The organism is Mesorhizobium sp. Cs1299R1N1, from assembly GCF_037179655.1.
In the GTDB taxonomy this organism is placed as follows: Bacteria; Pseudomonadota; Alphaproteobacteria; order Rhizobiales; family Rhizobiaceae; genus Mesorhizobium; species Mesorhizobium salmacidum.
Genome location: NZ_JAPYKR010000023.1, coordinates 17,533 through 41,538, shown reverse-complemented (window position 1 = coordinate 41,538; position 24,006 = coordinate 17,533). Strand labels below are relative to the sequence as shown.

Annotated in this window: 28 protein-coding genes and 1 other RNA gene; 6 read left to right on the top strand and 23 right to left on the bottom strand. The window is 63.0% G+C overall.

Annotated elements, in window-relative coordinates:
* Nucleotides 1-164 precede the first annotated feature (164 nt).
* Nucleotides 165-959: a GGDEF domain-containing protein gene (locus O7A70_RS30950; RefSeq protein WP_027141716.1), complete on the bottom strand. Its 795-nt coding sequence runs from the start codon at nt 957-959 to the stop codon at nt 165-167.
* 105 nt (nt 960-1,064) lie between these two features.
* Nucleotides 1,065-2,054, bottom strand: coding sequence for a tRNA (adenosine(37)-N6)-dimethylallyltransferase MiaA (gene miaA, locus O7A70_RS30945; RefSeq protein WP_337143730.1), 990 nt, complete (start codon nt 2,052-2,054; stop codon nt 1,065-1,067).
* Here miaA and serB point away from each other — a divergent pair.
* On the top strand, nt 2,044-2,931 hold the full coding sequence (serB, locus tag O7A70_RS30940) for a phosphoserine phosphatase SerB (protein ID WP_337143729.1): 888 nt from the start codon (nt 2,044-2,046) through the stop codon (nt 2,929-2,931). The two genes, miaA and serB, sit on opposite strands and share 11 nt — an antisense overlap.
* A complete protein-coding gene (locus O7A70_RS30935; protein ID WP_337143728.1) occupies nt 2,928-3,500 on the top strand; it encodes a GNAT family N-acetyltransferase in 573 nt (190 codons plus the stop codon). Before serB ends, O7A70_RS30935 begins: the two co-directional genes overlap by 4 nt.
* Nucleotides 3,501-3,544: 44 nt before the next feature.
* Here the strand turns inward: O7A70_RS30935 and O7A70_RS30930 are convergent, their stop codons facing one another.
* The gene (locus tag O7A70_RS30930; RefSeq protein WP_337104916.1) at nt 3,545-5,062 is read right to left on the bottom strand and encodes a DegQ family serine endoprotease; all 1,518 of its coding nucleotides are present in this window, start codon (nt 5,060-5,062) and stop codon (nt 3,545-3,547) included.
* On the opposite strand from O7A70_RS30930, the gene O7A70_RS30925 reads away from it, so the two are divergent.
* A complete protein-coding gene (locus O7A70_RS30925) occupies nt 5,052-5,177 on the top strand; it encodes a hypothetical protein (RefSeq protein ID WP_281405555.1) in 126 nt (41 codons plus the stop codon). The two genes, O7A70_RS30930 and O7A70_RS30925, sit on opposite strands and share 11 nt — an antisense overlap.
* A 30-nt stretch (nt 5,178-5,207) precedes the next feature.
* On the opposite strand, the gene O7A70_RS30920 is transcribed toward O7A70_RS30925, so the two are convergent.
* From O7A70_RS30920 to O7A70_RS30900, 5 genes are all read right to left on the bottom strand, one after another.
* Nucleotides 5,208-5,396, bottom strand: a complete 189-nt coding sequence (locus tag O7A70_RS30920; protein WP_027141711.1) for a DUF2065 domain-containing protein — start codon at nt 5,394-5,396, stop codon at nt 5,208-5,210.
* 6 nt (nt 5,397-5,402) lie between these two features.
* Nucleotides 5,403-6,371 carry a protease modulator HflC gene (hflC, locus tag O7A70_RS30915; protein WP_337105194.1) on the bottom strand — a complete coding sequence of 323 codons (969 nt, stop codon included), beginning with the start codon at nt 6,369-6,371 and terminating at the stop codon, nt 5,403-5,405.
* A 2-nt stretch (nt 6,372-6,373) separates the two neighbouring features.
* Nucleotides 6,374-7,489: an FtsH protease activity modulator HflK gene (hflK, locus tag O7A70_RS30910; protein ID WP_337143727.1), complete on the bottom strand. Its 1,116-nt coding sequence runs from the start codon at nt 7,487-7,489 to the stop codon at nt 6,374-6,376.
* 166 nt (nt 7,490-7,655) lie between these two features.
* The gene (locus O7A70_RS30905) at nt 7,656-8,174 is read right to left on the bottom strand and encodes a dihydrofolate reductase (protein ID WP_337143726.1); all 519 of its coding nucleotides are present in this window, start codon (nt 8,172-8,174) and stop codon (nt 7,656-7,658) included.
* Nucleotides 8,174-9,187: a DUF4424 domain-containing protein gene (locus tag O7A70_RS30900; RefSeq protein ID WP_337143725.1), complete on the bottom strand. Its 1,014-nt coding sequence runs from the start codon at nt 9,185-9,187 to the stop codon at nt 8,174-8,176. Before O7A70_RS30900 ends, O7A70_RS30905 begins: the two co-directional genes overlap by 1 nt.
* 180 nt (nt 9,188-9,367) lie before the next feature.
* On the opposite strand from O7A70_RS30900, the gene cobF reads away from it, so the two are divergent.
* The gene (cobF, locus tag O7A70_RS30895) at nt 9,368-10,129 is read left to right on the top strand and encodes a precorrin-6A synthase (deacetylating) (protein ID WP_337143724.1); all 762 of its coding nucleotides are present in this window, start codon (nt 9,368-9,370) and stop codon (nt 10,127-10,129) included.
* Between the two features lie 99 nt (nt 10,130-10,228).
* Here cobF and O7A70_RS30890 read toward each other — a convergent pair whose 3' ends face one another.
* The 6 genes from O7A70_RS30890 to O7A70_RS30865 all read right to left on the bottom strand — a co-directional run bounded on the left by O7A70_RS30890 (nt 10,229) and on the right by O7A70_RS30865 (nt 14,799).
* Nucleotides 10,229-10,570 (bottom strand): winged helix-turn-helix domain-containing protein, encoded by a 342-nt coding sequence (locus tag O7A70_RS30890; protein ID WP_127279684.1) that lies wholly within the window; start codon nt 10,568-10,570, stop codon nt 10,229-10,231.
* Between the two features lie 74 nt (nt 10,571-10,644).
* Nucleotides 10,645-11,757 (bottom strand): molybdenum ABC transporter ATP-binding protein, encoded by a 1,113-nt coding sequence (modC, locus tag O7A70_RS30885; protein ID WP_337143723.1) that lies wholly within the window; start codon nt 11,755-11,757, stop codon nt 10,645-10,647.
* Nucleotides 11,754-12,458 carry a molybdate ABC transporter permease subunit gene (gene modB / locus O7A70_RS30880; protein ID WP_337143722.1) on the bottom strand — a complete coding sequence of 235 codons (705 nt, stop codon included), beginning with the start codon at nt 12,456-12,458 and terminating at the stop codon, nt 11,754-11,756. The genes modC and modB overlap by 4 nt, the downstream gene beginning before the upstream one ends.
* A gap of 26 nt (nt 12,459-12,484) precedes the next feature.
* Entirely contained in the window at nt 12,485-13,279 is a 795-nt protein-coding gene (gene modA / locus O7A70_RS30875; RefSeq protein ID WP_337143721.1) for a molybdate ABC transporter substrate-binding protein, read from the bottom strand.
* A gap of 241 nt (nt 13,280-13,520) precedes the next feature.
* Nucleotides 13,521-14,315, bottom strand: coding sequence for a thymidylate synthase (locus tag O7A70_RS30870; RefSeq protein WP_337143720.1), 795 nt, complete (start codon nt 14,313-14,315; stop codon nt 13,521-13,523).
* 172 nt (nt 14,316-14,487) lie between these two features.
* Nucleotides 14,488-14,799: a DUF2853 family protein gene (locus O7A70_RS30865; RefSeq protein ID WP_140502480.1), complete on the bottom strand. Its 312-nt coding sequence runs from the start codon at nt 14,797-14,799 to the stop codon at nt 14,488-14,490.
* A gap of 167 nt (nt 14,800-14,966) precedes the next feature.
* On the opposite strand from O7A70_RS30865, the gene ssrA reads away from it, so the two are divergent.
* Nucleotides 14,967-15,327: a transfer-messenger RNA gene (gene ssrA, locus O7A70_RS30860) on the top strand.
* 54 nt (nt 15,328-15,381) lie between these two features.
* Here ssrA and O7A70_RS30855 read toward each other — a convergent pair.
* Both O7A70_RS30855 and O7A70_RS30850 read right to left on the bottom strand, forming a co-directional pair.
* On the bottom strand, nt 15,382-16,332 hold the full coding sequence (locus O7A70_RS30855; protein ID WP_337143719.1) for a tyrosine-type recombinase/integrase: 951 nt from the start codon (nt 16,330-16,332) through the stop codon (nt 15,382-15,384).
* A 479-nt stretch (nt 16,333-16,811) separates the two neighbouring features.
* Complete coding sequence (locus tag O7A70_RS30850; protein ID WP_337143718.1) at nt 16,812-17,390, bottom strand: MerR family transcriptional regulator; 579 nt, start codon at nt 17,388-17,390, stop codon at nt 16,812-16,814.
* A 190-nt stretch (nt 17,391-17,580) separates the two neighbouring features.
* Here O7A70_RS30850 and O7A70_RS30845 point away from each other — a divergent pair, with 190 nt between their 5' ends.
* Nucleotides 17,581-17,778, top strand: a complete 198-nt coding sequence (locus O7A70_RS30845) for a DUF2158 domain-containing protein (RefSeq protein WP_337143717.1) — start codon at nt 17,581-17,583, stop codon at nt 17,776-17,778.
* Here O7A70_RS30845 and O7A70_RS30840 read toward each other — a convergent pair.
* From O7A70_RS30840 to O7A70_RS30810, 7 genes are all read right to left on the bottom strand, one after another.
* Nucleotides 17,775-18,278 carry a hypothetical protein gene (locus O7A70_RS30840; protein ID WP_337143716.1) on the bottom strand — a complete coding sequence of 168 codons (504 nt, stop codon included), beginning with the start codon at nt 18,276-18,278 and terminating at the stop codon, nt 17,775-17,777. The two genes, O7A70_RS30845 and O7A70_RS30840, sit on opposite strands and share 4 nt — an antisense overlap.
* A 447-nt stretch (nt 18,279-18,725) precedes the next feature.
* Complete coding sequence (locus O7A70_RS30835; protein WP_337143715.1) at nt 18,726-19,787, bottom strand: phage portal protein; 1,062 nt, start codon at nt 19,785-19,787, stop codon at nt 18,726-18,728.
* The gene (locus O7A70_RS30830; protein WP_337143714.1) at nt 19,787-20,341 is read right to left on the bottom strand and encodes a hypothetical protein; all 555 of its coding nucleotides are present in this window, start codon (nt 20,339-20,341) and stop codon (nt 19,787-19,789) included. The genes O7A70_RS30835 and O7A70_RS30830 overlap by 1 nt, the downstream gene beginning before the upstream one ends.
* Complete coding sequence (locus tag O7A70_RS30825; RefSeq protein ID WP_337143713.1) at nt 20,341-20,862, bottom strand: HK97 family phage prohead protease; 522 nt, start codon at nt 20,860-20,862, stop codon at nt 20,341-20,343. Before O7A70_RS30825 ends, O7A70_RS30830 begins: the two co-directional genes overlap by 1 nt.
* A complete protein-coding gene (locus O7A70_RS30820; RefSeq protein WP_337143712.1) occupies nt 20,863-22,122 on the bottom strand; it encodes a phage major capsid protein in 1,260 nt (419 codons plus the stop codon).
* A complete protein-coding gene (locus O7A70_RS30815) occupies nt 22,116-22,424 on the bottom strand; it encodes an HNH endonuclease (RefSeq protein WP_337143711.1) in 309 nt (102 codons plus the stop codon). Before O7A70_RS30815 ends, O7A70_RS30820 begins: the two co-directional genes overlap by 7 nt.
* Nucleotides 22,415-23,962, bottom strand: coding sequence for a terminase large subunit domain-containing protein (locus O7A70_RS30810; RefSeq protein ID WP_337143710.1), 1,548 nt, complete (start codon nt 23,960-23,962; stop codon nt 22,415-22,417). The genes O7A70_RS30815 and O7A70_RS30810 overlap by 10 nt, the downstream gene beginning before the upstream one ends.
* Nucleotides 23,963-24,006: the final 44 nt, after the last annotated feature.

Here is a 24,006-nt window from a genome sequence, read left to right as displayed (position 1 = left end):
GCGCTCACATATCCGCGCGCAAAAGGCCGGACATATGAGCGCAAGCGATCCGATCAAATCATCTTCAGCCAAAACCTTGCAAGCAGGGGGCCGTCCACATATGAGCACCGGAAGCGCAGAAAACGGCAGCAGCCGACCGGCCTCACGAATTCAGTGACGGGATTTTAGGCGCAGACGCGATTGCGGCCTTGCCTCTTGGCTTCGTAGAGCTGGCGGTCGGCGCGGCGGTAGAATTCCTCGGCGGTTTCCTTGCGGTCCCAGACGGCGAGGCCGACGCTGGTCGTGATCTTGAGCCGGACATTGTTGCCGGAGAGGATCGACATGTTGGCGATCGCCTTGCGGATGCGCTCGGCGAATTTGGCCAGAAGGTCCGCCTCCATGTTGGGCGTGACCACGGCGAATTCCTCACCGCCCAGGCGCGCCACCACATCGTGGAAACGTGTCATGTCCTTGAGGCATCTGGCGACAGCCTTGAGCACCTCGTCGCCGACGTCGTGGCCGTGGGTATCGTTGACTTGCTTGAAATGGTCGAGATCGAGGATCATCAGCCCGACCGGCTTTTCGATGCGCCGGAACTCCTCGAGATATTCCTTCAGCGCGTCGTCGAAATAGCGGCGATTCTGCATGCCCGTCAGACCGTCCGTCAGGGCGGCATGCTCGAACGTCTCGGAGCGGGCACTGAGCGAAACCGTCATGGCGCGCAGCTTGCCTTCTTCCGTCGCCTGTTTGCGGATCAGCGGGTAGATGAAGAAGATGCCGAAAAACAGCGCGGTCGCGAGCAGAACGCCTGTCGCGAACAACAGCTTGTTGAGGTAGATGACCTTGTCCAGGCCCGAAGGCGTATGGAGCTCGGTGGCGAAGGATTGCAAGAGCCCATAGGCGTGCAGCGTCACCAGGCCAGCAGCGAGGATCACGAAAATAAAGACGAAAAAAGCGGATTCCGCCTTATGGAAACGCATCTGCTCCCCGATGGAAAAGTGCCCACCGACCTTATGGCACCGACCGCCTTACGGAGCGTTAATTCCGGCAACTTCGGCGGGAACCTTGCCCTCAAGATCAACTTTTTAAGTTGCATTAGCAGCAAGTGTTTGGATCGTGGTTTCGAGATCGTCACCGGGGCGCAGTCTCTGCCATTCCGGCCCCAGTTGATGGCGAAACCAGGTCGCCTGCCGCTTGGCATATTGCCTTGTCGCGATCTTGGCGCGCTCGATCGCCTCGGGAAAGCTCGATTGCCCTGCCATCGCAGCCTGCAGTTCGCGAACGCCGATCGCCTTCATCGCCGGCAGGTCTGGGTCCAGATGAAGGGCCGCAAGCTGCTTGACTTCCTCCAGCGCGCCCTTGTCCAGCATCCGGTCGAAACGTCTTTCGATGCGGTCGACCAATGCCGCCCGATCCGGCTCGATGACCAGGAAATGCGCGCTCTGCCTGTCGATCAGCGGCCGGCCGCGCTCGGCCTGCCATTCCAGGATCGATCGGCCGGACGCGTCGAGCACCTCGAGCGCCCGCACGATGCGCTGGCTGTCGGTTGGCTTCAGCTGCATGGCGGCCCTCGAATCCTCACGCAACAACAGGGCGTGCAGCTTGACCGCGCCTTGCTCCTTCAACTCATAGCGCCAGCGATCGCGGATCCGCTGCGGAATGTCGGGCATTTCCGAAATACCCTCGGTCAGCGCGCGAAAATAAAGGCCGGTGCCGCCGACGAAGATTGGCCGCCGCGAGAGTGTTCCGTCAGGCCGTTCGAAGAACGTGCCGTCGTCGATCAGTTTCATCACGTCGCGCAGCCAGGCGCCGGTCGAGTAGGCGGAGCCGGGATCGACATGCCCATAGAGAAAATGCGGCGCTCTTGCGAGCTCGGCCGCCTCCGGCCGGGCGGTCAGGACGTCGAGAACCGAATAGCCCTGCATGGAATCGGTGTTGACGATGACGCCACCTGTGCGTTCGGCCAGTTCGAGCGCCAGCGCCGACTTGCCGCTGGCGGTTGGCCCGGCTATCAGGATCGCGTTCTTCACGCGGCCTTCGCCCGCATCCGCGCCGGAATTCACGATGCCGCTCATTGCCACGCTTGTTTCCCATCCCGCTGACCGCGCTCTGTCGCCGTCGCTTGCGAATATGGCCTCACGGTCGGTGGGCGCAAGCACTGTCGTCTGGCTGGCCGAAGGCATTGCCTGTGATCTTGACCTGCCGCCAGAGGCGCAGGCTGATGAAACGACTGCAAGGCTTCGTGCCGCATTGGCCGTTGAGCCCATCGATGTGATCGTCCAGCAGGCTGAAACACGCCGCAAGAAAATCCTTATCGCCGATATGGATTCGACCATGATCGACCAGGAGTGCATCGACGAACTGGCCGACGAGATCGGCGTCAAGGATCACGTGGCGGCCATCACCGCGCGGTCGATGAATGGCGAGATCGCCTTCGAGCCGGCGCTGCGCGAGCGCGTGGCGCTGCTCAAGGGTCTCGATGCCGCCGTTGTCGAGCATATCGTCGCCAATCGGCTGACGCTGGCCTCGGGCGGCCGCGCGCTGGTCCAGACCATGCGCGCCAACGGCGCCTGGACTGCACTTGTCTCGGGCGGTTTCGAGGTCTTCACCACGCGCATCGCTGCGATGCTGGGCTTTCAGGAAAACCGCGCCAACAGTCTGCTCGACCAGGATGGACGCTTCACCGGGCTGGTCGGCGAGCCGATCCTCGGCCGCGCCGCCAAGGCCGAGGCGCTGCTCGAAATCTGTGCGCGCCTTGGCTTGACGCCGGCGGATGCCATCGCCGTCGGCGACGGCGCCAACGATCTCGACATGATCCGCCTGGCCGGCACCGGTGTCGCGCTCCATGCCAAGCCTAGTGTCGCGGCGCAGGCAAAAGTCCGGATCGACCATGCCGACCTGACCGCGCTGCTCTATCTGCAGGGCTACCGGCAGGAAGAATTCGTGCAATGAAATCAATCCGTACCAAACGACTGATCCTGCGCAATTGGGAGGATCGCGACCGCCAACTGTTCCATCGCATCAATTCCGATGAACGCGTGATGGAGTTCTTCCCGTTTCGCCGCGACCGTGCCGCCGCCGACGCCAAGATGGATGAGTTCCGCGCCGCCATCGATCGCGACGGCATTGGCTTCGCGGCCGCTGAGATCGTTGCCACGGGCGAATGCATCGGCTTTGTCGGCATAACCGGAACCGATCACCTGCCGTTCCTGCCGGCCAGCATGATCGAGATCGGTTGGCGGCTGGCGCCCGAATTCTGGGGCAAGGGCTATGTCACCGAGGCCGCCGAGGCATGGCTGGCCTACGGTTTCGAGACATTGGTCCTCGACGAAATCGTTTCCTTCGCCGTCGCCGACAACCGCCGCTCGACTGCCGTCATGGAACGTCTCGGCATGACAGCCGATCCCTCCGCCGATTTCGATCATCCCGGCATTCCCGACAGCCATCCCGCGCTCAAGCGAAATGTGTTCTACCGGCTGTCTCGCCAAGACTGGCAGGCAGGAAAAAGGGCGGCTCTCTAACCGCCCTTTCCGTCAAAATCAGGTTTTGCAGGTCCTGCCGGACGTCAATCCATCCGAATCGTCACGAACCTGAGCTCACCGGTCTTCGAAGCCAGCATCAGCAGCGCGTTCTTGCGCCCCTGCTCCTTCAGCGCGCCAATCCGGTCCATGACGTCCTTGGGCGTGGCAACCGACTCCTGCGCGATCTCGGTGATCACTTCGCCCGGCTGGATACCGCGTTCGGCGGCGGCAGAGTCCTTTGCCACATCGGTGATGACGACGCCGGAGACATCGCCGGCGATGCTGAACTTCTTGCGCGTCTCGTCATTGAGTTCGCCGACCGTCATGCCAAGCACCGCGGCGGTCGAGACAGCCGGAGCCTTGTCGCCGCCCTTGTTCTGGTCGGTGTTGCCATTCTCGCCGCTGGCGAGCTTCTCGCCATCCTCGAGCCGGCCGAGCGTCACCTTCACCGTCTGCTCGACGCCCTTGCGCACGATCAGCACATCGACGGCCTTGCCCACGGGGCTTTCGGCGACGACGCGCGGCAGGTCACGCATTTCATGGATGTCCTTGCCGTCGAACTTGATGACGACGTCGCCGGCCTGGATGGTGCCGTTGTCGACTGGTCCGCCCTTGATGACGCCGGCCACCAGCGCGCCCTTGGCGGTCGCCATGCCCAGGCTTTCCGCGATGTCGTCCGTCACCGGCTGGATACGCACGCCGAGCCAGCCGCGCCGCGTCTCGCCATATTGGCGCAACTGCTCGACGACGCCCGATGCGAGCTGCGAGGGAATGGAGAAGCCGATGCCGATCGAGCCGCCGGACGGCGAAATGATCGCGGTGTTCATGCCGATGACCTCGCCGGCGCTGTTGAACAGCGGCCCGCCCGAATTGCCGCGGTTGATCGCCGCATCGGTCTGGATGAAATCGTCATAGGGGCCCGAATTGATGTCTCGGTTGCGTGCCGAGACGATGCCGACGGTGACGGTGCCGCCGAGGCCGAACGGATTGCCGACCGCCATCACCCAGTCGCCGACGCGCATCTTTGTGGAATCGCCGAATTTCACCGCCGTCAGCTTGTGACCTTTCGGATCGACCTTCAGCACCGCAACGTCGGTCTTGGTGTCGGTGCCGACCAGCGTCGCCTTCAAGGTCACGCCATCGGAAAAATTGACCTCGATGTCGTCGGCATCGGCGATCACGTGGTTGTTGGTGACGACGATGCCTTGCTCGGCGTCGATGACGAAACCCGAACCGAGCGATTGCACCTTCTGGGACCCATTGTCCTTGTCGCCACCGCGGTTCTTGAAGAAGTCGTCGAAGAAATCCTGGAAGGGCGAGCCTTCGGGCAGCTGCGGCATCGGCACGGCGCCCGGCCCTTCGGTGCCCTTCACCGTCTGCGAGGTCGAGATGTTGACCACCGCGCCGAGCACGCCTTGCGCCAGGTCGGCGACCGAGGCAGGCCCGTCGGCGGCGAATGTCGGCGTCACGAAGGACGGGATGGCGGCAGTGCCCAGGACAAGCGCTGCCGTACCGGCGACCAACGTCCGTCGAGCGGCGCGCAAAAGGGTGTTGGATGTCATCGAGAAGCCTCCCGGCATTTCTGAAAGAGAAAAGCGCTTCGACGAAAACGCCGTGTCGCGCCATGATGGCAAGAAATACGGCACGTTTGCGGCTATGGCTATCGGCGGAGTGTAAATCGAGTGTTATTCCGCAAACCGGACGCCTTTACCCGCCCCGCACCAGCCAGACGATGCCGACACCGATGGCGATGGCGGCCAGCCCGCCAATCCGCAATGCATTCTCCGGCATCGACAGCACTTCGCCCGCGAGCTTCCTCGCAAAGCGGGGGAAGCCGCCATAGACCAGGCCCTCTATGACAAGGACCAGGCCTATCGCCGCGAAGAAATCCTGCACCGGCCGTTACTGGCCGGTGCTGGGCTGTGTCGTCGGCGCGGCAGGTGCCGCCGCCGGCGCGGCGGGTGCCGGCGATGTCGGCTTCGCCGGCCCTTCCTTGCCGTCGGGATCGCGGAAGTAGCGGAAGAACTCCGAGCTTGGCGACAGCACCATGGTGGTCCCGGTGCTGTCCAGCGCGGTGCCATAGGCATTCATCGACCGGTAGAAGTCGAAGAAGGCCGGATCACGCTGATAGGCTCCCGCGAAGGTGGCGCTGCGCTGGGCTTCGCCCTCGCCGCGCAGGATTTCGGACTCCTTCCGCGCTTCGGCGACGATCTCGACCACTTCACGATCGGCGCGTGCCGTAATGCGCTGTGCCGCTTCGTTGCCGCGTGCCCTCAGCCGCGCGGCCTCCGCCAGGCGTTCCGCCTTCATGCGGTCGTAGGTCTGCTGTGAAACTTCGGCGGTCAGATCGGTGCGGCGGATGCGGACGTCCTCGATCTGCAAGCCGAGCGAAGTGGCGTCGGGCCTGAGCTGATCGCGAACTTCGCGCATCATCACGGCACGCTCTTCGGAGAGCGCGGCCTCGAAATCGCGCAGGCCGTAGACGCGGCGCAAGGCAGCGTCGAGACGCGTCCTGAGCCGCGCTTCGGCCAGTTCGATCTGACCCGACACTGCCGCACGGAAGACGCGCGGATCCGAGATGCGGTAGGCGATGAAGGCATCGACCTCATAGAACTTGCCGCCCGACACCTGGACGCGAATGTTGTCGAGATCGAAGCGCAGCACCCTGTTCTCGATCAGCTGCACCGTGTCGGCGTCGAAGAACGAGAACGGCGCCTTGAAGTAGATGCCTGGCTCGCTCTTGACGTCAACGATCTCGCCGAAGCGGAGCACCAGCGCCTGTTGGCGCGCATTGACCACGAAGACCGAGGAATAGATCAGGAACAGGATGACCGCCGCTACGACGACGAAGATGGGAAGACGGTTGGCCATCATCACTGGGTACCTCCCGTGTTCGCGGCGGGGGCAGCCGGCGCTGGCGGTTTCGGCTGCAACGCGGGCAGCGGCAGATAGGGCAGGACACCTTGTCCGTTGCCCTGCTCGACGATGACCTTGCTCGAGTCCTTCAGAACCCTCTCCATGGTTTCCAGATAAAGGCGTTTGCGCGTGACATCGGGGGCCTTGGCATATTCGTCGTAGACCGAGATGAAGCGCTGGGCCTCACCTTCGGCTTCCTGCACCACACGGTTCTTGTAGGCGGCCGCGTCTTCGCGGACCTGGGCTGCCTCGCCGCGTGCCTGGCCGAGCTTCTGATTGGAATACTGATTGGCCTGCTCGACGAACTTGTCCTCGTCCTGCTCGGCACGCTGCACCTCGTCGAACGCATCTGCCACCTCGCGTGGCGGTGCTGCATCCTCGATGGAGACGGCGTTGACGTTGAGACCGGCCTTGTAGCCGTCCAGTGTCGTCTGGATGATCTCGCGCACCGAGGCGGCAATGCCCTGGCGGTCGTCGCGGAAAATGTCCTGTGCCGGCCGGCGGCCGACGGCTTCGCGCATGGCGCTCTCGGCAACCTGCCGCAGCATGCCGTCCGGGTCGGAAACGTCGAACAGGTAAGCGCGGGGGTCGGAGACCTGGTAGGCCACCGAAAACTGTACATTGACGATGTTCTGGTCGCCCGAGAGCATCAGGCCGTTGCCGCTGGTGTTGCCACCGCCAATGTCGACGAGCTGCTCTGAAATCTTGGCCGTCTCGACGGTTTCAAGCGGCCACCAATGGAAGTGCAGGCCAGGCTGGGAAAGCTCGGCCTTCGGCTTGCCGAAGCGCAGTTCGACCGCGACCTCGTCGGGCTGCACGGTATAGACCGCCTGGAAGGCCCACAGAACGACCAGCACCGCGGCGATCAGCCCGAACACGGCCGGACTGGCGCCACCGCCGCCGGGCAGCGCGCGCCTCAGCCGATCCTGGCCACGGCGAATGATGTCTTCGAGATCGGGAGGCGACCCCTGCGGGCCGCTCGGCCCCTTGGGTCCCTGCCCCCAGGGTCCCTGATTGTTGCCGCCGCCGCCCCACGGGCCGCCGCCTCCGCCACCTTTGTCGTTCCAGGGCATGAATGTCCTTTCGCTTGGAATTCCCTCAAGCGCCGCGGGTACGGCGCAAATCCAGTGTCGTTCTTCTATAGGGACGCCACGGCACGCTTTCAACGCGATGCCCGTCGACTTCATCCGTTTTGGGCCGGTAGCGACCCTTTGTCGTCCTTAAATACCGTTTTTGTCTTCAAACCATCCCGCGGCGGCGCTCGTAAACCGTATAGCGCGTCGCATGGCTGTCCTTTTCTCCTGACGGAACCTCCTGCGAACTGACCACGTGCCATGTATCTGGGTCGATCGGCGGGAAATACGCGTCGCCGTCGACGGCGGCCAGCACATGGGTAACGTGCAGGCGGTCCGCCAGTGGCAGCGCCTGGGCATAGATCTCGCCGCCGCCGATGATGCAGACCTCGTCGACGCCTGTCATGCAGCGTCCGCGCACCGTTGCCAGCTGGATCGCGGCTTCCAGCGTATGCGCCACCTCGACGCCCTCGGCGCGCCACGCCTTGTCGCGGGTGACGACGATGTTCAGCCTGCCCGGCAGCGGCCGGCCGATGCCTTCATAGGTCTTGCGGCCCATGATGATGGGCTTGCCCATCGTGTCGGCCTTGAAGCGCTTGAGGTCGGTGGAGAGCCGCCAGGGCAACCCACCATCCCGCCCGATCACGCCGTTCGCGGCAATGGCGACGTAGATCGCGACATGCATCAATTTGCGTCCCCGCCATTGCTGTCCGATGGTTCGAGCAGGAGGATATCGATATCGTGCTCGGGATAGAAATCGTGCGCCGTCATCTCGAAACTCGTCGGCCCGACCTTTTTGACGTTGTCGCCGCAGAAGGAGACCAGGGCTTTCGGGTTGCCCTTGTCGACGGTCAGCTTGAACTTGCCGATGGTGCCCGCCGCCCAGTTGCCGCCGGTGGTCAGGATATAGGCGATGCGGCTTTCGTAGAATTTGGGATAACCGTCCGCATTGTCCTTCGCCGCCTTGCGCACCGCATTCTCGAATGTGTCGTCCATGCAGTAGCGGGTCTTGTAGGCTGCGTATGAACCCTGGAACTGGCCCTCATTGAAAAAACTGACAGACGACGTGCCGCCGACGCTCGGCTTGTAGCGGTGCGAGACGTGAACGTCCTTGTTGGCTGGGAAGGCCGAGCGCCACCAATAGGTCGAGCGCAATTGCCAGAACGGCGAATAGCCGGGTTTTTGGCCACTGTCGGCCTCCGCATCCTCGATGATGATGCCGCGGTTGACCCAGTCGTCGGCCACCGCTTGCGGCAGCTTCGCCAGCGCCGCCTTGGCGGCATCGCCGAACGGATTGAAGGGCACGTTTTGCGCCTGCAAATCGGCGCTGATGTCGATGCCGAGCGCGAGCACCTTCTGCTCGAGTTGCGGCTTTGCCGGCGCGCCGTCGATCGTCACCTCGAAGCCGAGGAAGTTGTCGCTTTGATTTTCAGGGATCGCCGGCATCTCTTCGGGATCGCCCGAAATGTCGGGCATCGGGAAGGCCACGATCGCGTCGACATCCTTGTTGGTGTTGTTGTGGAAGACGTAATCCACCGTCACCTTTTCGGGCGAGATGAAAAGATCCTCACTTTGCATCGCCACGGCATCGTTGCGCGACAGGATCAGGCCGCCGGTGCCAAGCTCGGCAACCGAATCATTGGCCAATGCAGGCGCCGCCGACAGGGCCAGTACGGTGGTCAAAACATATCGCAGCATGAAAGCCCCTTCGCCGAGAATGCCCGCGGGACCCTAGCCCTTTCAATGCCGCGTTTCAAAGCCCTTCCGCGTCAGTGGACACGCACGCGGCCTGGACAACCATGCGGTCTGGACAACCATGCGGTCTGGACACGCATGCGGTCTGGACTAACAGGTTACGATCGGGCAGGAGTTCGCCGCATGCGCAAGCTTCTCGTCATCGGCATCGGCGCCGGCAATCCCGACCACATGACGGTTCAGGCCATATTGGGCCTGAACCGGGCGGACGTCCTGTTTATTCCCGACAAGGGCGCCGACAAGACAGACCTTGCCGACCTGCGGCGCGGGATCTGCGACCGCTTCGTCACCAACCCGACCTCACGCCGGGTCGAGTTCGACGTGCCGGTGCGCGCCGAACCAACGTCTTCCTATCGCTCGACGGTCGACGAATGGCATGAAGCCATCGCCGCCATCTACGAGGGGCTGATCCGCGACGAGATCGCCGGGGACGGTTGCGGCGCCTTCCTGATCTGGGGTGACCCCTCGCTCTACGACAGCGCCCTGCGCATCCTGGAGCGCGTGCGTGTGAGGGGCAGTGTCGCCTTCGAGCTGGAAGTCATCCCTGGCATATCAGCCATCCAGGCGCTGGCCGCCAGCCACAAAACGGCGCTGAACCGCATCGGCGATCCCGTGCTGATCACCACCGGCCGCCGCCTGGCCGAGGAAGGCATGCCGGACAATGCCGGCAGCGCCGTCGTCATGCTCGACGGCAAATGCGCCTTCAACACGCTGGCCGACCAGGACCTTTTCATTCAATGGGGCGCCTATCTCGGCACGCCGGACGAGATCATCATGTCCGGCCGCCTCAGCGATGTCGGCGCCGAAATCGAGAAGCGCCGCGACGAAGCCCGCCGGGAAAAAGGCTGGATCATGGACACGTATTTGCTGCGGAAGCAGGAGTAATAGTGAGTAGTGAGTAGTGAGTAGTGAAGCCAACCAACTACTGACTACTGACTACTGACTACTGACTGCTGACTGCTGACTACTGACTACTACTGTTCCCTACCCCGCTTCAATCTCGGCCTGCAGCGCATCCATATGCGTCGCCGCCGCGGCGGACGCCGCGCGCTCGATGGCGCGAAAGCGGCTGACCACCGCCAGACCGACCGTAGTCAGCTGCGCCCCGCCGCCCTTGCGGCCTCCGGTCTGCGCCGAAACCAGCGGCTTGCCGAACACCCGGTTCATGTCCTCGACCAGATCCCAGGCGTGCTTGTAGGACATCTCCATACCGCGCGCGGCGGCCGAGATCGAACCGAACGTGGCGATGTGCTCCAGAAGCTCGATTTTGCCAGGGCCTATCCGTCCGTCCGGATCGAGATTTATCCGCAAGCTCAGCGACGGCATTTTTGCTCCTCCGCGATCGCTTCAGCCTCGGCGACCGTTATTCCAAAACAATATAGCGGCGATCACCACCCCTGTCAGCCGTCGACCTCGAGCGGCAAACCGGCGCCGGTGTTCGCCCGGTCGAAGCTCACGGTCTTGACCACCGCGAAGACCTTGTCGCCAAGCCGCAGCTTCAGCGCCTGCCGCGACTGTTCCGTGATGCGAGCCAGCACGGTTGCGCCATCGCAGTCGATGCCGATCTCGACCGTCGGTCCCTCGCCCGGGCTGATCGCGACGATCGTGCCCGGCAGGATGTTGAGCGCGCTGAGGCCGGTCGGTTTCTCCGTGGCGATCATCACGTCGCGAGCGCGAATGCGGATGCGCACGGGAGCCCCGGGCTTCATCTCAAGGCGCGGCACGCGGATCTCGCCGGCGGCCGAACCGAGCACGGTCATGCCGAAAGTCTCGTCGTGACGCAGCACCTTCGTATCCAGCACGGCGCCACCCTCGCCGCGCTCTTCGGCTGGCAACAGGTCGAGCCTTTGCATGACTGCCTCGGTCGGCCCGCTGGCGATGACCTTGCCCTGCGCCAGCATCACCACATCGCTGGCCAGCCGCGCCACCTCGGCAACCGAATGGCTGACATAGACGATCGGGATTTTCGTTTCGTCGCGCAGTCGCTCGATATAGGGCAGGATCTCGGCCTTTCGGGCTTCGTCGAGCGAGGCCAGCGGCTCATCCATGAGCAGCAGTCTCGGGCTGGCAAGCAGCGCCCTGCCGATCGCCACGCGTTGTTTCTCGCCGCCCGAGAGTTTTGCCGGCCGTCGCCCAAGCAGCGGGCCGATGCCCAGCAATTCTACAACGGCATCCATGTCCGCGTAGCGTTCCGCCGCCGGCGTGAACCAACGGCCGTAGCGCAGATTGCTCAGTACGCTCATATGCGGAAACAGGCGCGCGTCCTGGAATACCATGCCGATGCGGCGCTTGTGCCTTGGCACGAAAATGCCGGCACCGGTATCGACCAGCACCCGGCCGTCGACCACGATGCGCCCCTTGTCGGGCCGGATCAGCCCGGCAATCATGTTGATCAGCGTCGTCTTGCCCGAACCGGATGGCCCGAACAGCGCCGTCAGCCGTCCGGCGCTCCCGAAGTGGGCGTCGATGGCGAAATCGCCAAGCCGATGTCCAATGTCGACAAGGACGCTCATTCGATGTCCATCCGCCGGCCGACGCGCCGCGCCAACACTTCCGAGGCGACCAGTGCCGCCATCGAAATGATGATGGAAATCAGCGTCAGCCGCAGCGCCCCTTCGTCGCCGCCCGGCACCTGGGTAAAGGTGTAGATTGCCGTCGGCAGCGTCTGCGTCTCGTTGGGGATGTTGGAGACAAAAGTGATCGTAGCGCCGAACTCGCCCATCGCCTTGGCGAAGGACAGGATGGCGCCGGCGATCAGCCCGGGCAGGATCAGCGGCAGCGTGATGGTGCCGAACACCCACACAGGGTTGGCGCCGAGCGTGCCCGCCGCCGCCTCCATCTTGCGGTCCACCGCCTCGATCGACAGTCGAATCGCGCGCACCATCAGGGGAAAGCCCATGACGCCGCAGGCAAGGGCGGCACCCGTCCAGCGAAACGAGAAGACGATGCCGAAATGTTCGGCGAGGAATGCACCGGCCGGCCCGCGCCTGCCGAAAGTCAAAAGCAAGAGATAACCGGTCACCACGGGGGGCAGGATCAGCGGCAGATGCACCAGCCCGTTGAGCAGTGCCTTGCCCCAGAATTTCCCCCGGGCAAGCAGCAGCGCGATCGCTATGCCCGGCGGCAGACTGGCCAGCATCGCAGCCGTCGCCACCTTGATGGACAGCCGGACCGCATTCCATTCGTCGGGAGTGAGGTCCAGCAGCCAGGTCATATTGCGGTATCGGGGCCTTTTCGAACTCAGTTGCTCGGCGCGAGCACGGTAAAACCCTGTTCCCTGAAGAGTGCGCCGGCCTTGGCGGATTGCAGGCACTTCAGGAAGGCCGGTGTATCCTTGTCCTTCGAATCGGCGGTCTGGGCAACCGGATAGATGATCGGCGGGTGTGAATCTTCTGGGAAGGTGCCGATCACCTTGACGCCCTTTTCGGCGTGCGCGTCGGTGGCATAGACGATACCGAGGGCCGCTTCGCCGGTCGAAACCAGCTTCAGGGCCGCACGGACATTCTCGGCCTGCGCCACCTTGCCCTCGACCGAGGGCCAGACGCCGAGCGATTCGAGTGCCGCCTTGCCGTATTTGCCGGCCGGCACGGCCTTGAAGTCGCCCATGGCGAGCTTGCCGTCGCCGACCAGCTTGGCGAGATCGAAGCCCTTCTCGATCTTGGCTTCGACAGTCGAATCCTTCGGCGCCACCAGCACGATCCTGTTGCCGAGCAACTTCACTTCCGTATCGGACTTGGTCAGCTTCTTGTCGGAGAGATATTTCATCCAGTCGAGATCGGCCGAGATGAAGACGTCGGCCGGTGCCCCGCCCTCGATCTGCTTGGCCAGCGCCGAACTCGCGGCATAGGAGACGGTCGCGGCCTCGCCGACATCGGCTTCGCAGGCCTTGTTCACCGCGTCGAGCGCGTCCTTGAGGCTGGCCGCCGCGAACACCACCACCTTGCCTTCCGCGTGCGCTGCGGGCATTGCCGCCATCAACGCCGCCGCAAAACCGCTAATGGCGATCGTCCTCAACCCGAAACCCTTGCGCGTCATCGAAAACTCTCCCTGGATTTGAAATCCGGTCGGCTCAAGCCTGCAGACCGATATATCCGCATGGATATAACAAGGGAAGGCCTGGCATTGCCGGAATGCACCTGTTCGAGGGTTGTTCTGCTAAGACCTTCGATCACCAACGAAGCCGTCGCCGACCTCAAGCTCGAAAAAAGCGTAAGGAGGCCTATGCCGTGGTCAAGGCTTCGGACGTGATGGTCGGCATCGACTGAAAAGCCGGGGCTCAGACCGCTATCGGCGCCTTGATCGAGGCATCGGCGACATAGTTTTCCAGCCGGAAATCCTCGAAGCGGAAGGCGAACAGGTCCTTCACGTCCGGATTGATCCACATCGTCGGCAGCACCCTCGGCGTGCGCTGCAACTGTTCGCGCGCCTGCTCGAAATGGTTGGAGTAGAGATGCGCGTCGCCGAGCGTGTGGACGAAATCGCCTGGCTTCAGCCCGGTCACCTGCGCCACCATCAGCGTCAGCAGCGCATAGGACGCGATGTTGAACGGCACGCCGAGGAAGATGTCGGCGGAGCGCTGGTAGAGCTGGCAGGAAAGCCGGCCCTCGGACACGTAGAACTGGAACAGGCAGTGGCAAGGCGGCAACGCCATGGCTTCCACCTCGGCGGGATTCCAGGCCGAGACGATCAGTCGCCGCGATTGAGGATTGCGGCGGATCTCCTTGAGAAGATTGGCGATCTGGTCGATCGAACCGCCGTGGCCGTCCGGCCAGGACCGCCACTGCTTGCCGTAGACCGGACCAAGGTCGCCATTCTCGTCGGCCCATTCGTCCCAGATCGAAACGCCGTGGTCCGTCAGGTACTTGATGTTGGTGTCGCCGGCCAGGAACCACAGCAGTTCATGGATGATCGACTTCAGGTGCAGCTTCTTGGTGGTGGTGACCGGAAAGCCGCGCGCCAGATCGAAGCGCATCTGGTAGCCGAAGACGGAGCGCGTGCCGGTGCCGGTACGGTCGCCGCGATCGGCGCCGTTGTCCAGCACGTGCTGCAAGAGGTCGAGATACTGGCGCATCGGTTCCGGGCTCGATTCGAGATTTGCCGATCATAGCGCATGTGGGCGCTGACGCCACGCTTGTCTGAAGTTTCCCTATCCAGGGGAGAAACTGTTTCAGCGCTCGCTCTGGCGAACCGGAAACGCGGAAAGTCGCCGGCCGGCCGCCAGAAGGGAGTGACCCAAAAAGGTCCTAGAGGGAGCTGAGCTTGCCCAGATCCTTGGCCACCAGATAGTAAAAGGTCACGCGGTTCTTGGTGTTGTCGGCGTGCATCGCCTTGCAGGTCTTCTCGATCGCAGCGTCGGCTTTCGCCCCGTCGCTGACGCCGAGCTTCTTGGCCACCCAGCTCTCCTTGACCCGCGCCAATTCCTTCGGGTCCGTGCAGGACACCAGGGAGGAGTCGCGGTTCCTCAGCGCAATGCCCAGATGCTTGACGATCTTTTCGACCGCATCGGCGTTTGCCGCGGCGTCATATTTCTTCACATCCGCAAGATAATCGGCCATCAAAATTCCCCTCGTCGGCGCCACGGATCCGATCGATGAGGGCTGTGGCGCGCTTGGCAACTTGTGCGCTAGGTCGGTAACTCCTCACCGCTCGCAAAGCTTCGGTTGAGACCACGCCCAAGTCAACCCGTGGCGCGCAAATTGACACAGGGACAAACCACCATTGCGGCCTTTCATTTCCACGCGGCGCCCCCTATATTCGTTTTGTCGGCTTGACCGACTATGGCGATAAATGGGCGATGAAATAAGCCGTTCGGACCCGGGGGCGGTACCCGGCGCCTCCACCAAAAGCCGCTGTCGACGACAGAGCGGTTTTTGCTGGGGGCGAAATAGGATCGACGAAGGTGTAAAGATCGTACTTTTGCCCGGCATTGTACCACCGTTATCGGGCTAAACTTATAGTTGCCAACGACAACTATGCGGAAGCGCGTCTCGCTGCTTAATGCAGTGCGATAGCTTCAAATCAAGCCCTAGGGGTTCGCACTTCTAGGCGGGGTTCGGAGGTACCTGGCAACAGAAACCTCCACTTCCTTTCCTTCCCGCTAAGTACCTGTTCTGCCGTCATTTTATGTTTCCAGTTTTTCAGCGTTTTACAGTTTTGTCCTGTTTCCGTTCTTTCATGCTGAGCAATATCGCCTGCCCGCCTGCCTTCCGGTCGGCATAGCGTGAGTACCGCTCGACCATCGGAATGCTCATTCCCACTGCATCGCTGATCTGCATAGAAGTGTAGCCGTCCTGCCTAAGCCGTATGACGGCGTTCGCTCTGAGGCCGTGCCAGACGGCACCGGCGAGTTGCGGGTGATCCTCCCGCACTTTGTCGAGCTTCTTCCATAAACCGTTCGTCGTGAAAGGCTTGCCTGTTTCCTGCAGGAGGAAAGGGCCAGGCCTCTTCTCCCAAGTCGACATTTCAACTTCTAGCTCTGAGAAGATAGGGCACCATGGGCGTGCGCCGGTCTTTTTCTGCCGGAGGTTGAAACCGCCGTCATCGATATCCGTCCAGCCGAGGCGGACAAGGTCGCTGATGCGCTGCCCAGTATAGCGGCCGAGCACGTAGGCCCTCCGCAACATGCCGGTAAGATTATCGCTCGCGAAGGCGAGTTGCTCGGGTGTCCAAGGCTTGTGCCCCTCGCCCTGCTCGAAATGGGTAACGCCTTGTGTCGGGTCTCGGCTAAGAAATTCACGCGGCCCACATGCCCATCGGCACATAGCTCGGAGAGCGTCGAGCACGTTGTTGGCCGTTCCAGGCTTGGTGGCGCCCAGCGTCTCAATCAGCGCTTGAACGTGAGAGGGCCGGAGGCTTTCTGCTTGCAGGTTGCCCCAAGCCTCCCGGACTACGCGAAGGGACTGCCTGTATTTCTCCTTTGTGCTGTCGGCAAGTTTGCGGGGAAGGCCCGGCCATGCCGCCTCATATGCATCGATAAGAGCGCTGATTGTGTCTGTAGCGACCGGCCCGACTATGCCTTGCGCCTGTCGGACAGCCACCCAGAACTCGGGCGAGTGTGGGTCATTGGGCAATTTGATGCGCTCGCCCACATGGTCGGTGCCCCTGCCCGCCTGATAATAAAAGTATTCGCGGCCTCGCGAGACGACACGATGGACGCTCCTCGGCAATGAGACCGTTGCCCTATGCCGCTTTCGAGACATTGCTCAACCCCGCCATAAAAGGATCTGTAGATGCGCCTGAATGGGCCAGCGGTTCTAATGAGGCTTGGACTTGCGCCCAGCACCAGCGGACTGAGCCGCCTAGGTGAACAGGTTTCGGCAGGACGCCTCTCTTTACATAGTCATCGACCGTCGACTCGCTGATGTCGAGTTCGGCGGCCAGTGTCGCCTTGCTGACAAACGAGGGCGGCCGATCTCCGAGAATTGTTCGAGCCATTAGCGGAGCCCTTGAGAATTGAAGCCGACTTGCCGTCCTTGACCGCCCCAAAAGGTACCTCTGCCGGCGGAGGATAGCTTTTCGATATTGGCCGGTCGGCGCGGCCTCAAGAAGGAAGTGGCAGAGGTGAAAGTCATTTCGTTATCTTGACCAGAACGAGTGGGCCGTCTGCCCGCCCCGCCAGGACTTCCCCGAGGTGCTGCAGATCAACGGCCACAATCGCGCCGCGACGCTCGTAAGGAATATGGCGGACAGCAGTTACGAGATCATCCACGAATGACAACTCGCCGTCGGCCCACTTCACCAACCAGGATTCGGTACCCGTCGGACGAACGATGAGAGCTGCAAGCGGCTCCCCTCGCTGGCGCTCAATGAGCGCCTTCAATTCGTCCGGGGACTTGGCTTCCAGACCATCTAAATTCGCGTCGGGTTTTATGATCCCGATGGCGCCCTCGCGATTGAGCGCGTACCATTCGATACGGAGTGCCGCCGATGATGCAATTTGCGAGCTGCGCGTCGGGCCGACTCCCTGCTCCTGCATCACGCGCATGAAAAGAAGTCGGGCGAGACTGTGGGCATCATAGAGGGTCCAGCCTTCGGCCCTTTCCAGGAAGCCGTGCCGGCGCCAGTCGCGTTGTGTTGCTGTAGGAACGCCGGTGATGGCCTCGGCCTCGCCCGCTGTGAAGGTGGTGAATTGGTTTTTGAACTTCATAACCGTGATAACTATCACGATCGATGAAGCGTGTAAACCCTCACGCTTTTAGTGCAGCGTCGGCCGCGCCGTGTCGTCCCCGTCGCCGTCGCTCGGAAACCCGCTCCTTGTCTTCCCGAAGGCCTTCTGCTTGACGGCATCGCAGCCTTCTCCCACATTGCCGCGTGGCAACATGAAAGGGATTCGAAACATGGCGGACGAGATCGGGGTTGGCAGCGTTGTTCGTTTAAAGTCGGGCGGGCCGCACATGACTGTGTCAGCTGTCGACAAGCCGTATGGCGTGGATGCTCTCAGCGCATGGTGTGACTGGTTCATCGCAGACAAGTCGCCATGGAAAAAAGAAGACGGCGTTTTCCCGCTGACCTCCCTGAAGCTGATCGAGCCCTAGGCAAAACGCCTACGGGCCTGCCGATGCCGTGCCGCACAAGTCAGGCTGCAATATTTGCGTCGGGCTATGCCTTTGAACGCTTCGCCGCAAAAGTCGCACCACTTGGCCACGGCGCCGGCACTACGGCACGCTTCCGAGCAAAAGAGCGCGCCGCCGTACTTCCATGCCGCAACGGGCGCGCCGCAATGCCGGCATGGTGATCTTTGGGCCTTTGCCTCCAGGCGGGCGTTCTTCCTGCCCTCGAAGAATTCCGCGCTCTGGCACGCCTTCGAGCAATAGACCGCCCTGGAGAGCTTCCCCACGGGAACAGGCGCACCGCAGCGGCGGCATGGCGGTCGATCCTTCTTGGCCTCAAGCCGGGCGATCTTCTCCATCTGGTGATATTCAGCGCGGCTGCATTCAATGCAGCAATAGACTCGCTTCGCCGCGTGCGGTTTCGCCCTGTCGATCGTGCCGCCACAAGCCGGGCAATAGTCAAGAAAGTCGAGCGGCGAGAGCATAGGCGGACTCCTCCGATGCTTCCTTGCGGCGATTCCAGCGCGCGTGATGGGCGCTGGCGCATAGCTGCCCGCAAAACTTGGTATGCTCGGCCGGGAGCGGCCCATGGCAGTTTGTGCAACGTGTCCGCTCGATAAGAGCGCCAGCGCCGTTCTGGGTCCATTCGGGTTGGCCTTCGGCCCACGACGGACGGCGAGCGCCGATGAGGCGCAAGGCGTCGGCTACGATGTCAGCGGCGGTAACGTCGGCCTCGGGCCATTTCCAGGATTCGAGACATAGGCGGGAGCGGAGGCCGTGACGGCAGGACGCTTCAAAGGCGAAACTCGTCGGGTCGCCGGTTTTCAAGATGCCGGCTACGGTTTCGACAAGGTGCCTCCGGCGGTCGCGGTTAAGCAGCCTCGGCCGAGACACGGGCTTTTCGGCTGGCCTCCATGGAACGCGGGCGAGCATCAAGCATCTCCATTGCTCCAGTCGAGCTTCCCAAGCGCGCCGGCAATCGCGCCGGGATCGAGCCCGGCTTCCTTGGCTTGCGCCAGACCCTGAATAAGTGTCGTGAAAGCGCGCGCCGAGCCGCCGGCATCGAAGGCCTGCAACGGCGTCATCACGTCGATCGAGACGGTAGAGCCGAGCTTGTCGGAGGCTTCCTCGGCAAGCAGCTCGGCGAGCGGCTGCAAGGTCCATTGCGCCAAATGGCGTTGCGCCTCTCGGACAAGCGGTCCTTGTGCGGCGGAGTCGAACAGAGCTGGGAGAACGCCGAATGCGCCGGCAATGGCGTTCCGGGCAGCAGCGAGCGTTTCCGCCGTCATCGAGTTTGCCAAGTCGGGCGATAGGCTCGAAGGCCTCCAATCCACCGCAGGAGCGGGTCCACCGGCAGCCGACACGATGACCGATTCGCGAAGCAGGACACGGCCGCGCTGGCCTCGGAACGATCGGGCGAGCGAGGTGTTGTCCACCTCGGGCTGTTCCGGCATCGGAACCACCTGGGAGCCGAGCGGCGCATTCTCGAAGACTTCCGCGAGCGAGCTTTCAACCGCCTGCAACAGACCTGCCGTGAGGCTTGCCCGCCGCAAGGGAGCCGTGCCGAGCCAAGGCGCGGCGGGATCGGCGCCGATGCGGAGATGAAGCACCTCGCCGGCAAGCAGTGTCTCGGTCGTGCCGCCGCCGGCCTCGGATATGGAAACGCGGTAGGCAACCGGCCGGCCGCCTCTCGTTCGAAGATCCCAGTCAGAGCAGGGAACAAGCCCGGCATCGGTGATCTTGAAAAGGCTTTCGCCACGTAGCGCCAGCGAGCGGCCGAGCAGCGCCAGCGAGCGGCGGTTCAATAGGTCCGTGCCCTTCACGGCCGCCAGGCCGAAGCCATTTTCCCAAAGCGAGATGCAGCTTTGCGATGTGGCGGTAAGTTCGCCAATGCCACGACGGCCAGAGATATAGCTTTCGCGCGCCGCAATAATCTCGGCGGTAAAGCCGGATGCGCTGGAGCGCCGCTCGATCTTGCGTTTGAACGGCCACATTATGACGCCCTCCGATAGGAGCGCAGAAGGTCGCCCGCGCCTGAATTGGACATTGCCTCGGCCGCCCATGAAGCCGAGCGGCTTTTCTCGACGGTGACGGAGCCGGCGGTGACACGCTCGGCGGTGATGCCGGGAGTGCTGGTTTTCATGGTGGCGGCCATGAATTCGGCGAGGCGCCGGAAGGCCTCGTCCACGATTTCAGGCGCAACGGCAGGCGAGTCGGCAGAGCCTACGGAACCGGTAAAACGGTACGTGCCGCCCGGCAGGCAATAGCCGCCCAGCGGTGAGGGAGAGAGCGTGGCGGCTTCCCAGTCGTCGGCCTGCCAGATTTCAACCGTGTCGATGGTTGCTGGCGTCAGCGGCGGCACCCACTCGCCGCAGCCCTCTACGATCCAGGTCACGGCCCGTTCCGTCCAGCGGAACGCCACATAAGCCTCGATGCGCTGCCACAGCATCTCCGGTGCAAGCGCCTCGGCCGCGGCTGTCAGGCCGGTAGGGGCCAGGGGATAGCTCGACGGCGCACCTTCGGTCTGCTTGATGGTGGTCGCGGTCATCAAGCCCTCCACCGCGCCAGGACGCGTTTCAGACCGGCGTCCGGCGCCTCTCGGGTCGGGCGATTTCGCGCATGGACTTCGGTTCCGCCATAGGCGGGCCAGGACTGCACAACGCTGATTTCGTGAAGGACAATGTTGGAGAGTTGGCGACGGTCGCCCTGCCAGCGTTCGCCATCCTTGCCGATGGTGAAGCCGAAGGAAGCGCCGCCGATGTCGCCACGCTCGGCGAGCGCCAGGATATCGCGCCCGGCGCTGGTGTCAGGAACATCGAGTTCGAAGGCAAGGCCTCGGCTATCCTCGGAGAGCCGGAGCGTTCCGCTTCGCGTCCTTGCTAGAACGGCGCGCTGGTCGTGGTCGGCAAGGGCGAGGATATCCCGCCCCTGCCGCAGTGTATCGGTGAAAGCGCCGGGCAAGATGATTTCCGTGAAATCAGCAATGCGCGTGTCCTGGCCGAAGACGGCGGCATAACCCGCCAACTTCCGGCCAATTGCCCGCAATTCAATTCCTGCCCGGCGCTCCATTTACTGGATGTCCGTCAGCAGTTCGAGCTGTGCAGGACGGGCAACCGTCACGTCAGCGGTGACCAATCCGGTCAAGCGAAGGCCGCCAGATGCCGCGTCGGAGTACGGATCGCGGATCAGGTCAATGGCGCCCCAAGTGCCGACGAAGATCGGAGCCACACCGCCGGCAGAGGTCATGAGGATGGCGACCACCTCGTCGGGCGAGTTGCCCGTTGTCGGAAGCGCATTGGCGCTGATAGCGATGTTGCCGGCCGGAATGTTGGCGAGCAGCCGATCCCATTCCGAAACGGCGGTGTTGGTGATCAGCGCGCCGTCGAGCTTGCCCCACAGTGCCGGCGTGATCAGGAGTTTCGCCTGGCCGGGTGAGGTCACCGCGTAATTACCCATGAACCGGATAACGGCGTTGCGGAAAGCCGACCAGGAAGCCGCCGCGTTGACGGCGGTCGCGGTGATCCCGTAGGTGCTGTAGCCGGTGACGACGCCCAAAGGCTCGCCGCCGGAGCCTGCTCCTTGAAACACTGCGGAATCGAGCTTCATCTGGATGGCGCCGTTCATGTCGCGGCGAACGGCCTGTTCCAGCGCATCGCCCGACTGTTTCAGCGCTTTGCGCGTGATTTTCATTTGGATGCCGAGGGTGTTGCTCGGCGCCAACTGCTTATCGGTCGTGGCGAAGACGGTAGGACCGGCAACAGCGCCGGTTTCCGTCGCTGCCCAGCCTGCCGCAACGCTCGATGTCACAACTGGCCATTCTGCAAGGCCGGCGTCGATGTTGATCATTTCGGCGCCCATGCGGCCGGCCACGCTATCCGGGAACAGGCGGTCGATGATCGGACGAGTCTGTAGCGGGTTCGGGGTGCCGCTGGCGATGGTCTCGCCGGAGCGGAGTTCCAACGCCTGCCACGGCACGGGAACGCCTCGATAGCCGCCCTTGGCTCGGATTTCCTGCACCACTTCGGCGGTAGGACCGGACAGGGCCTTGCCCTCATCGAGCAGCAGTGCAACCTGGCGCATTTCGAAACGGCCGATCATGGCGGCGTATTCTTTGTCGCCACGGGTTTCGAGGTCTGCGCCGGCTTCGCGCCGTTCGGTATCTTCGGCGACGAGCGCCGCGCGATATCTGGTCTCGTTGCCACGATACTCGGTGTCGAGTTCGCCCATCTTGCGGGCTTCATCTTCGGTCGGCTTGTCCTTGCCGACCAGCTCGGCCAGCGACTGGCGAATTTCGCTCTGCCGGCGCTGAATGGTTACGGATGTTAGCATGTCAAAAAAGTTCCTTGTCTTAGGAGGGATTTCCACGCATCGCGCGCGGGGTTCGGTTGAATGCCGCGTTCGGCATTGGTTTGTTTGCTGTGGCAGGGCGGGCAGAGACATTTCAGGTTGCCCAGGTCGAAAGCGAGTTCCGGCGCCTGCCGCACCGGGGTTTCGTGGTGAACTTCCAGCCGTCCGCGACCGCCGCAGGACGTGCATTTGAATCCGTCGCGGCGCTTGGCTGCGAGTCGCAGCGCCTGCCATTGCTGCGAGCGGTAGACGGAATAGCCGGCGCGGCCGTGCTTCATGCCCATGTCGCGGCCCTCGCTTGTTTCGCGGGACGGGCAGCGCGGCGGGCGCCTTCGGAGATGGCAAGCACCGCTGCGGCGGCGGCATCGATGCGGCCGAGTGATCGGGCCTTGGCGAGCTTGTGGTTGCCGGCAGGATCGACGAGCGTGATGGCGTCGGCGAAGGCCGAGCGCAGCAAGAGGCTCGGGAGCGTCTTCACTTGGCCGTCGAACAGAGCGCGGCGGAAACGCTCGATGTCTTCCGAGCCGTCCTTCCAGCCGAAGCCGCGCCAGATGAACGGGACGCGAAGATTTGCCTTCGCCATGGCCTCGACAAACTCGGCATGGCGGAACCGATCGCCGACGATGCAGGAGATCGCCGCGCCGCCTGCCCGCTTCACCACTTCGGCAAGCCAGGGACCAGGCGGGACGGTGTTGTCTCCCATGGTGATCAGTTCGCCGCGCTCCTGCATCTCGACATAGCGGCCGGAGACGCCATCCGACGCGCCGCGATCGGCAAGGGAAGGAACGGCCGGGAATGTGCCCACCGCCTCCAGTCGGCCAGTTTCAGGCCAGTAGAGCGCCGCCGCCGACATGGAACGGGAGCCGCCGAGATCCACGCCAAGGATGCAGGGACCGGAGCGCGCCGGCAGTTCGCCGACTTCGGATGCCAACCACTCGTCGACAGTGACCAGGACGGAACGGTCCTCTGATGCCACGCGCTCGTTGCGGTTCAAATTGCGGAAGGAAGATAGCGCCGAGCCGCCTCGCGCGATTGCTCGCCGGGCTTGCGCCTGCAACCACTCGACGGAGGCGCCGATGCCCTCGACGGCGCCGGGATTGGCGACCAGCAGGCTTTCCGCATCATCGGCAGGAAGGCCGAACGCCGGGCGGTGTTCCTGCACATAGGTTCCGGGAGGCGGTTCATCGAGCCAGCGGCTGAAGGTGTTGGCGTCGTCGGGTGCGCTCGTCGAGATGATCAGCGCCTTGCCGTTGCGCTTGCCCAGGCCGGAGAGGATGGCGTTTTCGAGCAGATCGCCCTTTTCCCGTTCCCAGGCCGCGCGCTCGTCGAGGATTGCCAGCGTAGGAGCGCCGCCCAGGATGGAACGACCATCGGCTGCAATGCATCGAGCGAGACCGCCGCCATTGCCTTCGTATTCCACCTCAAGGCGGGAGCCGCGCCGGATGGTGAATAGTTCGCGCTTGGCCTTCGGCAGGCTTTCGATGAAACCGACGAGGAAGTTGAAAGCGGTCTTGGCCTGGTCGCGGTTGCGCGCGGCAAAGAGGATTTCGCGTTTCGGCTGCGAATCCCACTCGCCCATGACGGCGCCGAGCGCCAGCGAGCTGGAGGTGGCCGTTTTCGAATTCCCGCGCCCGATGGATAGCACCGCCACCATGTTCTCGGGGTCGAGAGCGCCCCGAATGAATTTCTTCTGAAAATCAGCGAGGCGAAGCGGTTTTCCCGCCTTCGGCCCCTCGGGAATTTTGAGGCTTTCGACAAAGGCAATCGCGATATCGGCCGCAGCTTTTTCCTCGGATTTTTTCCGGGAATGAGAAAGAAACATTCCGGAGCCGGTCTGGGCTCGTGAGCGTTTTTTGGGCATTGGAA

Excerpts from the sequence above, each read along its gene's own strand:
- miaA (WP_337143730.1), bottom strand. The coding sequence starts at position 2,054 with ATGAGCGGCATCGTGAATTCCGGCGCGGATGCGGGCGAAGGCCGCGTG.
- O7A70_RS30930 (WP_337104916.1), bottom strand. The coding sequence starts at position 5,062 with ATGACATCCAACACCCTTTTGCGCGCCGCTCGACGGACGTTGGTCGCC.
- O7A70_RS30840 (WP_337143716.1), bottom strand. The coding sequence starts at position 18,278 with ATGCTCTCGCCGCTCGACTTTCTTGACTATTGCCCGGCTTGTGGCGGC.
- O7A70_RS30950 (WP_027141716.1), bottom strand. The coding sequence starts at position 959 with ATGCGTTTCCATAAGGCGGAATCCGCTTTTTTCGTCTTTATTTTCGTG.
- O7A70_RS30865 (WP_140502480.1), bottom strand. The coding sequence starts at position 14,799 with ATGGCCGATTATCTTGCGGATGTGAAGAAATATGACGCCGCGGCAAAC.
- hflK (WP_337143727.1), bottom strand. The coding sequence starts at position 7,489 with ATGCCCTGGAACGACAAAGGTGGCGGAGGCGGCGGCCCGTGGGGCGGC.
- O7A70_RS30870 (WP_337143720.1), bottom strand. The coding sequence starts at position 14,315 with ATGCGCCAGTATCTCGACCTCTTGCAGCACGTGCTGGACAACGGCGCC.
- O7A70_RS30830 (WP_337143714.1), bottom strand. The coding sequence starts at position 20,341 with ATGACCGCGACCACCATCAAGCAGACCGAAGGTGCGCCGTCGAGCTAT.
- modC (WP_337143723.1), bottom strand. The coding sequence starts at position 11,757 with ATGAGCGTCCTTGTCGACATTGGACATCGGCTTGGCGATTTCGCCATC.
- O7A70_RS30845 (WP_337143717.1), top strand. The coding sequence starts at position 17,581 with ATGGCGGACGAGATCGGGGTTGGCAGCGTTGTTCGTTTAAAGTCGGGC.
- O7A70_RS30905 (WP_337143726.1), bottom strand. The coding sequence starts at position 8,174 with ATGCATGTCGCGATCTACGTCGCCATTGCCGCGAACGGCGTGATCGGG.
- serB (WP_337143729.1), top strand. The coding sequence starts at position 2,044 with ATGCCGCTCATTGCCACGCTTGTTTCCCATCCCGCTGACCGCGCTCTG.
- O7A70_RS30815 (WP_337143711.1), bottom strand. The coding sequence starts at position 22,424 with ATGGGCATGAAGCACGGCCGCGCCGGCTATTCCGTCTACCGCTCGCAG.
- O7A70_RS30835 (WP_337143715.1), bottom strand. The coding sequence starts at position 19,787 with ATGTGGCCGTTCAAACGCAAGATCGAGCGGCGCTCCAGCGCATCCGGC.
- hflC (WP_337105194.1), bottom strand. The coding sequence starts at position 6,371 with ATGGCCAACCGTCTTCCCATCTTCGTCGTCGTAGCGGCGGTCATCCTG.
- O7A70_RS30820 (WP_337143712.1), bottom strand. The coding sequence starts at position 22,122 with ATGCTAACATCCGTAACCATTCAGCGCCGGCAGAGCGAAATTCGCCAG.
- O7A70_RS30810 (WP_337143710.1), bottom strand. The coding sequence starts at position 23,962 with ATGTTTCTTTCTCATTCCCGGAAAAAATCCGAGGAAAAAGCTGCGGCC.
- cobF (WP_337143724.1), top strand. The coding sequence starts at position 9,368 with ATGCGCAAGCTTCTCGTCATCGGCATCGGCGCCGGCAATCCCGACCAC.
- O7A70_RS30850 (WP_337143718.1), bottom strand. The coding sequence starts at position 17,390 with ATGAAGTTCAAAAACCAATTCACCACCTTCACAGCGGGCGAGGCCGAG.
- O7A70_RS30935 (WP_337143728.1), top strand. The coding sequence starts at position 2,928 with ATGAAATCAATCCGTACCAAACGACTGATCCTGCGCAATTGGGAGGAT.
- O7A70_RS30825 (WP_337143713.1), bottom strand. The coding sequence starts at position 20,862 with ATGGAGCGCCGGGCAGGAATTGAATTGCGGGCAATTGGCCGGAAGTTG.
- O7A70_RS30900 (WP_337143725.1), bottom strand. The coding sequence starts at position 9,187 with ATGCTGCGATATGTTTTGACCACCGTACTGGCCCTGTCGGCGGCGCCT.
- modA (WP_337143721.1), bottom strand. The coding sequence starts at position 13,279 with ATGACGCGCAAGGGTTTCGGGTTGAGGACGATCGCCATTAGCGGTTTT.
- O7A70_RS30890 (WP_127279684.1), bottom strand. The coding sequence starts at position 10,570 with ATGCCGTCGCTGAGCTTGCGGATAAATCTCGATCCGGACGGACGGATA.
- modB (WP_337143722.1), bottom strand. The coding sequence starts at position 12,458 with ATGACCTGGCTGCTGGACCTCACTCCCGACGAATGGAATGCGGTCCGG.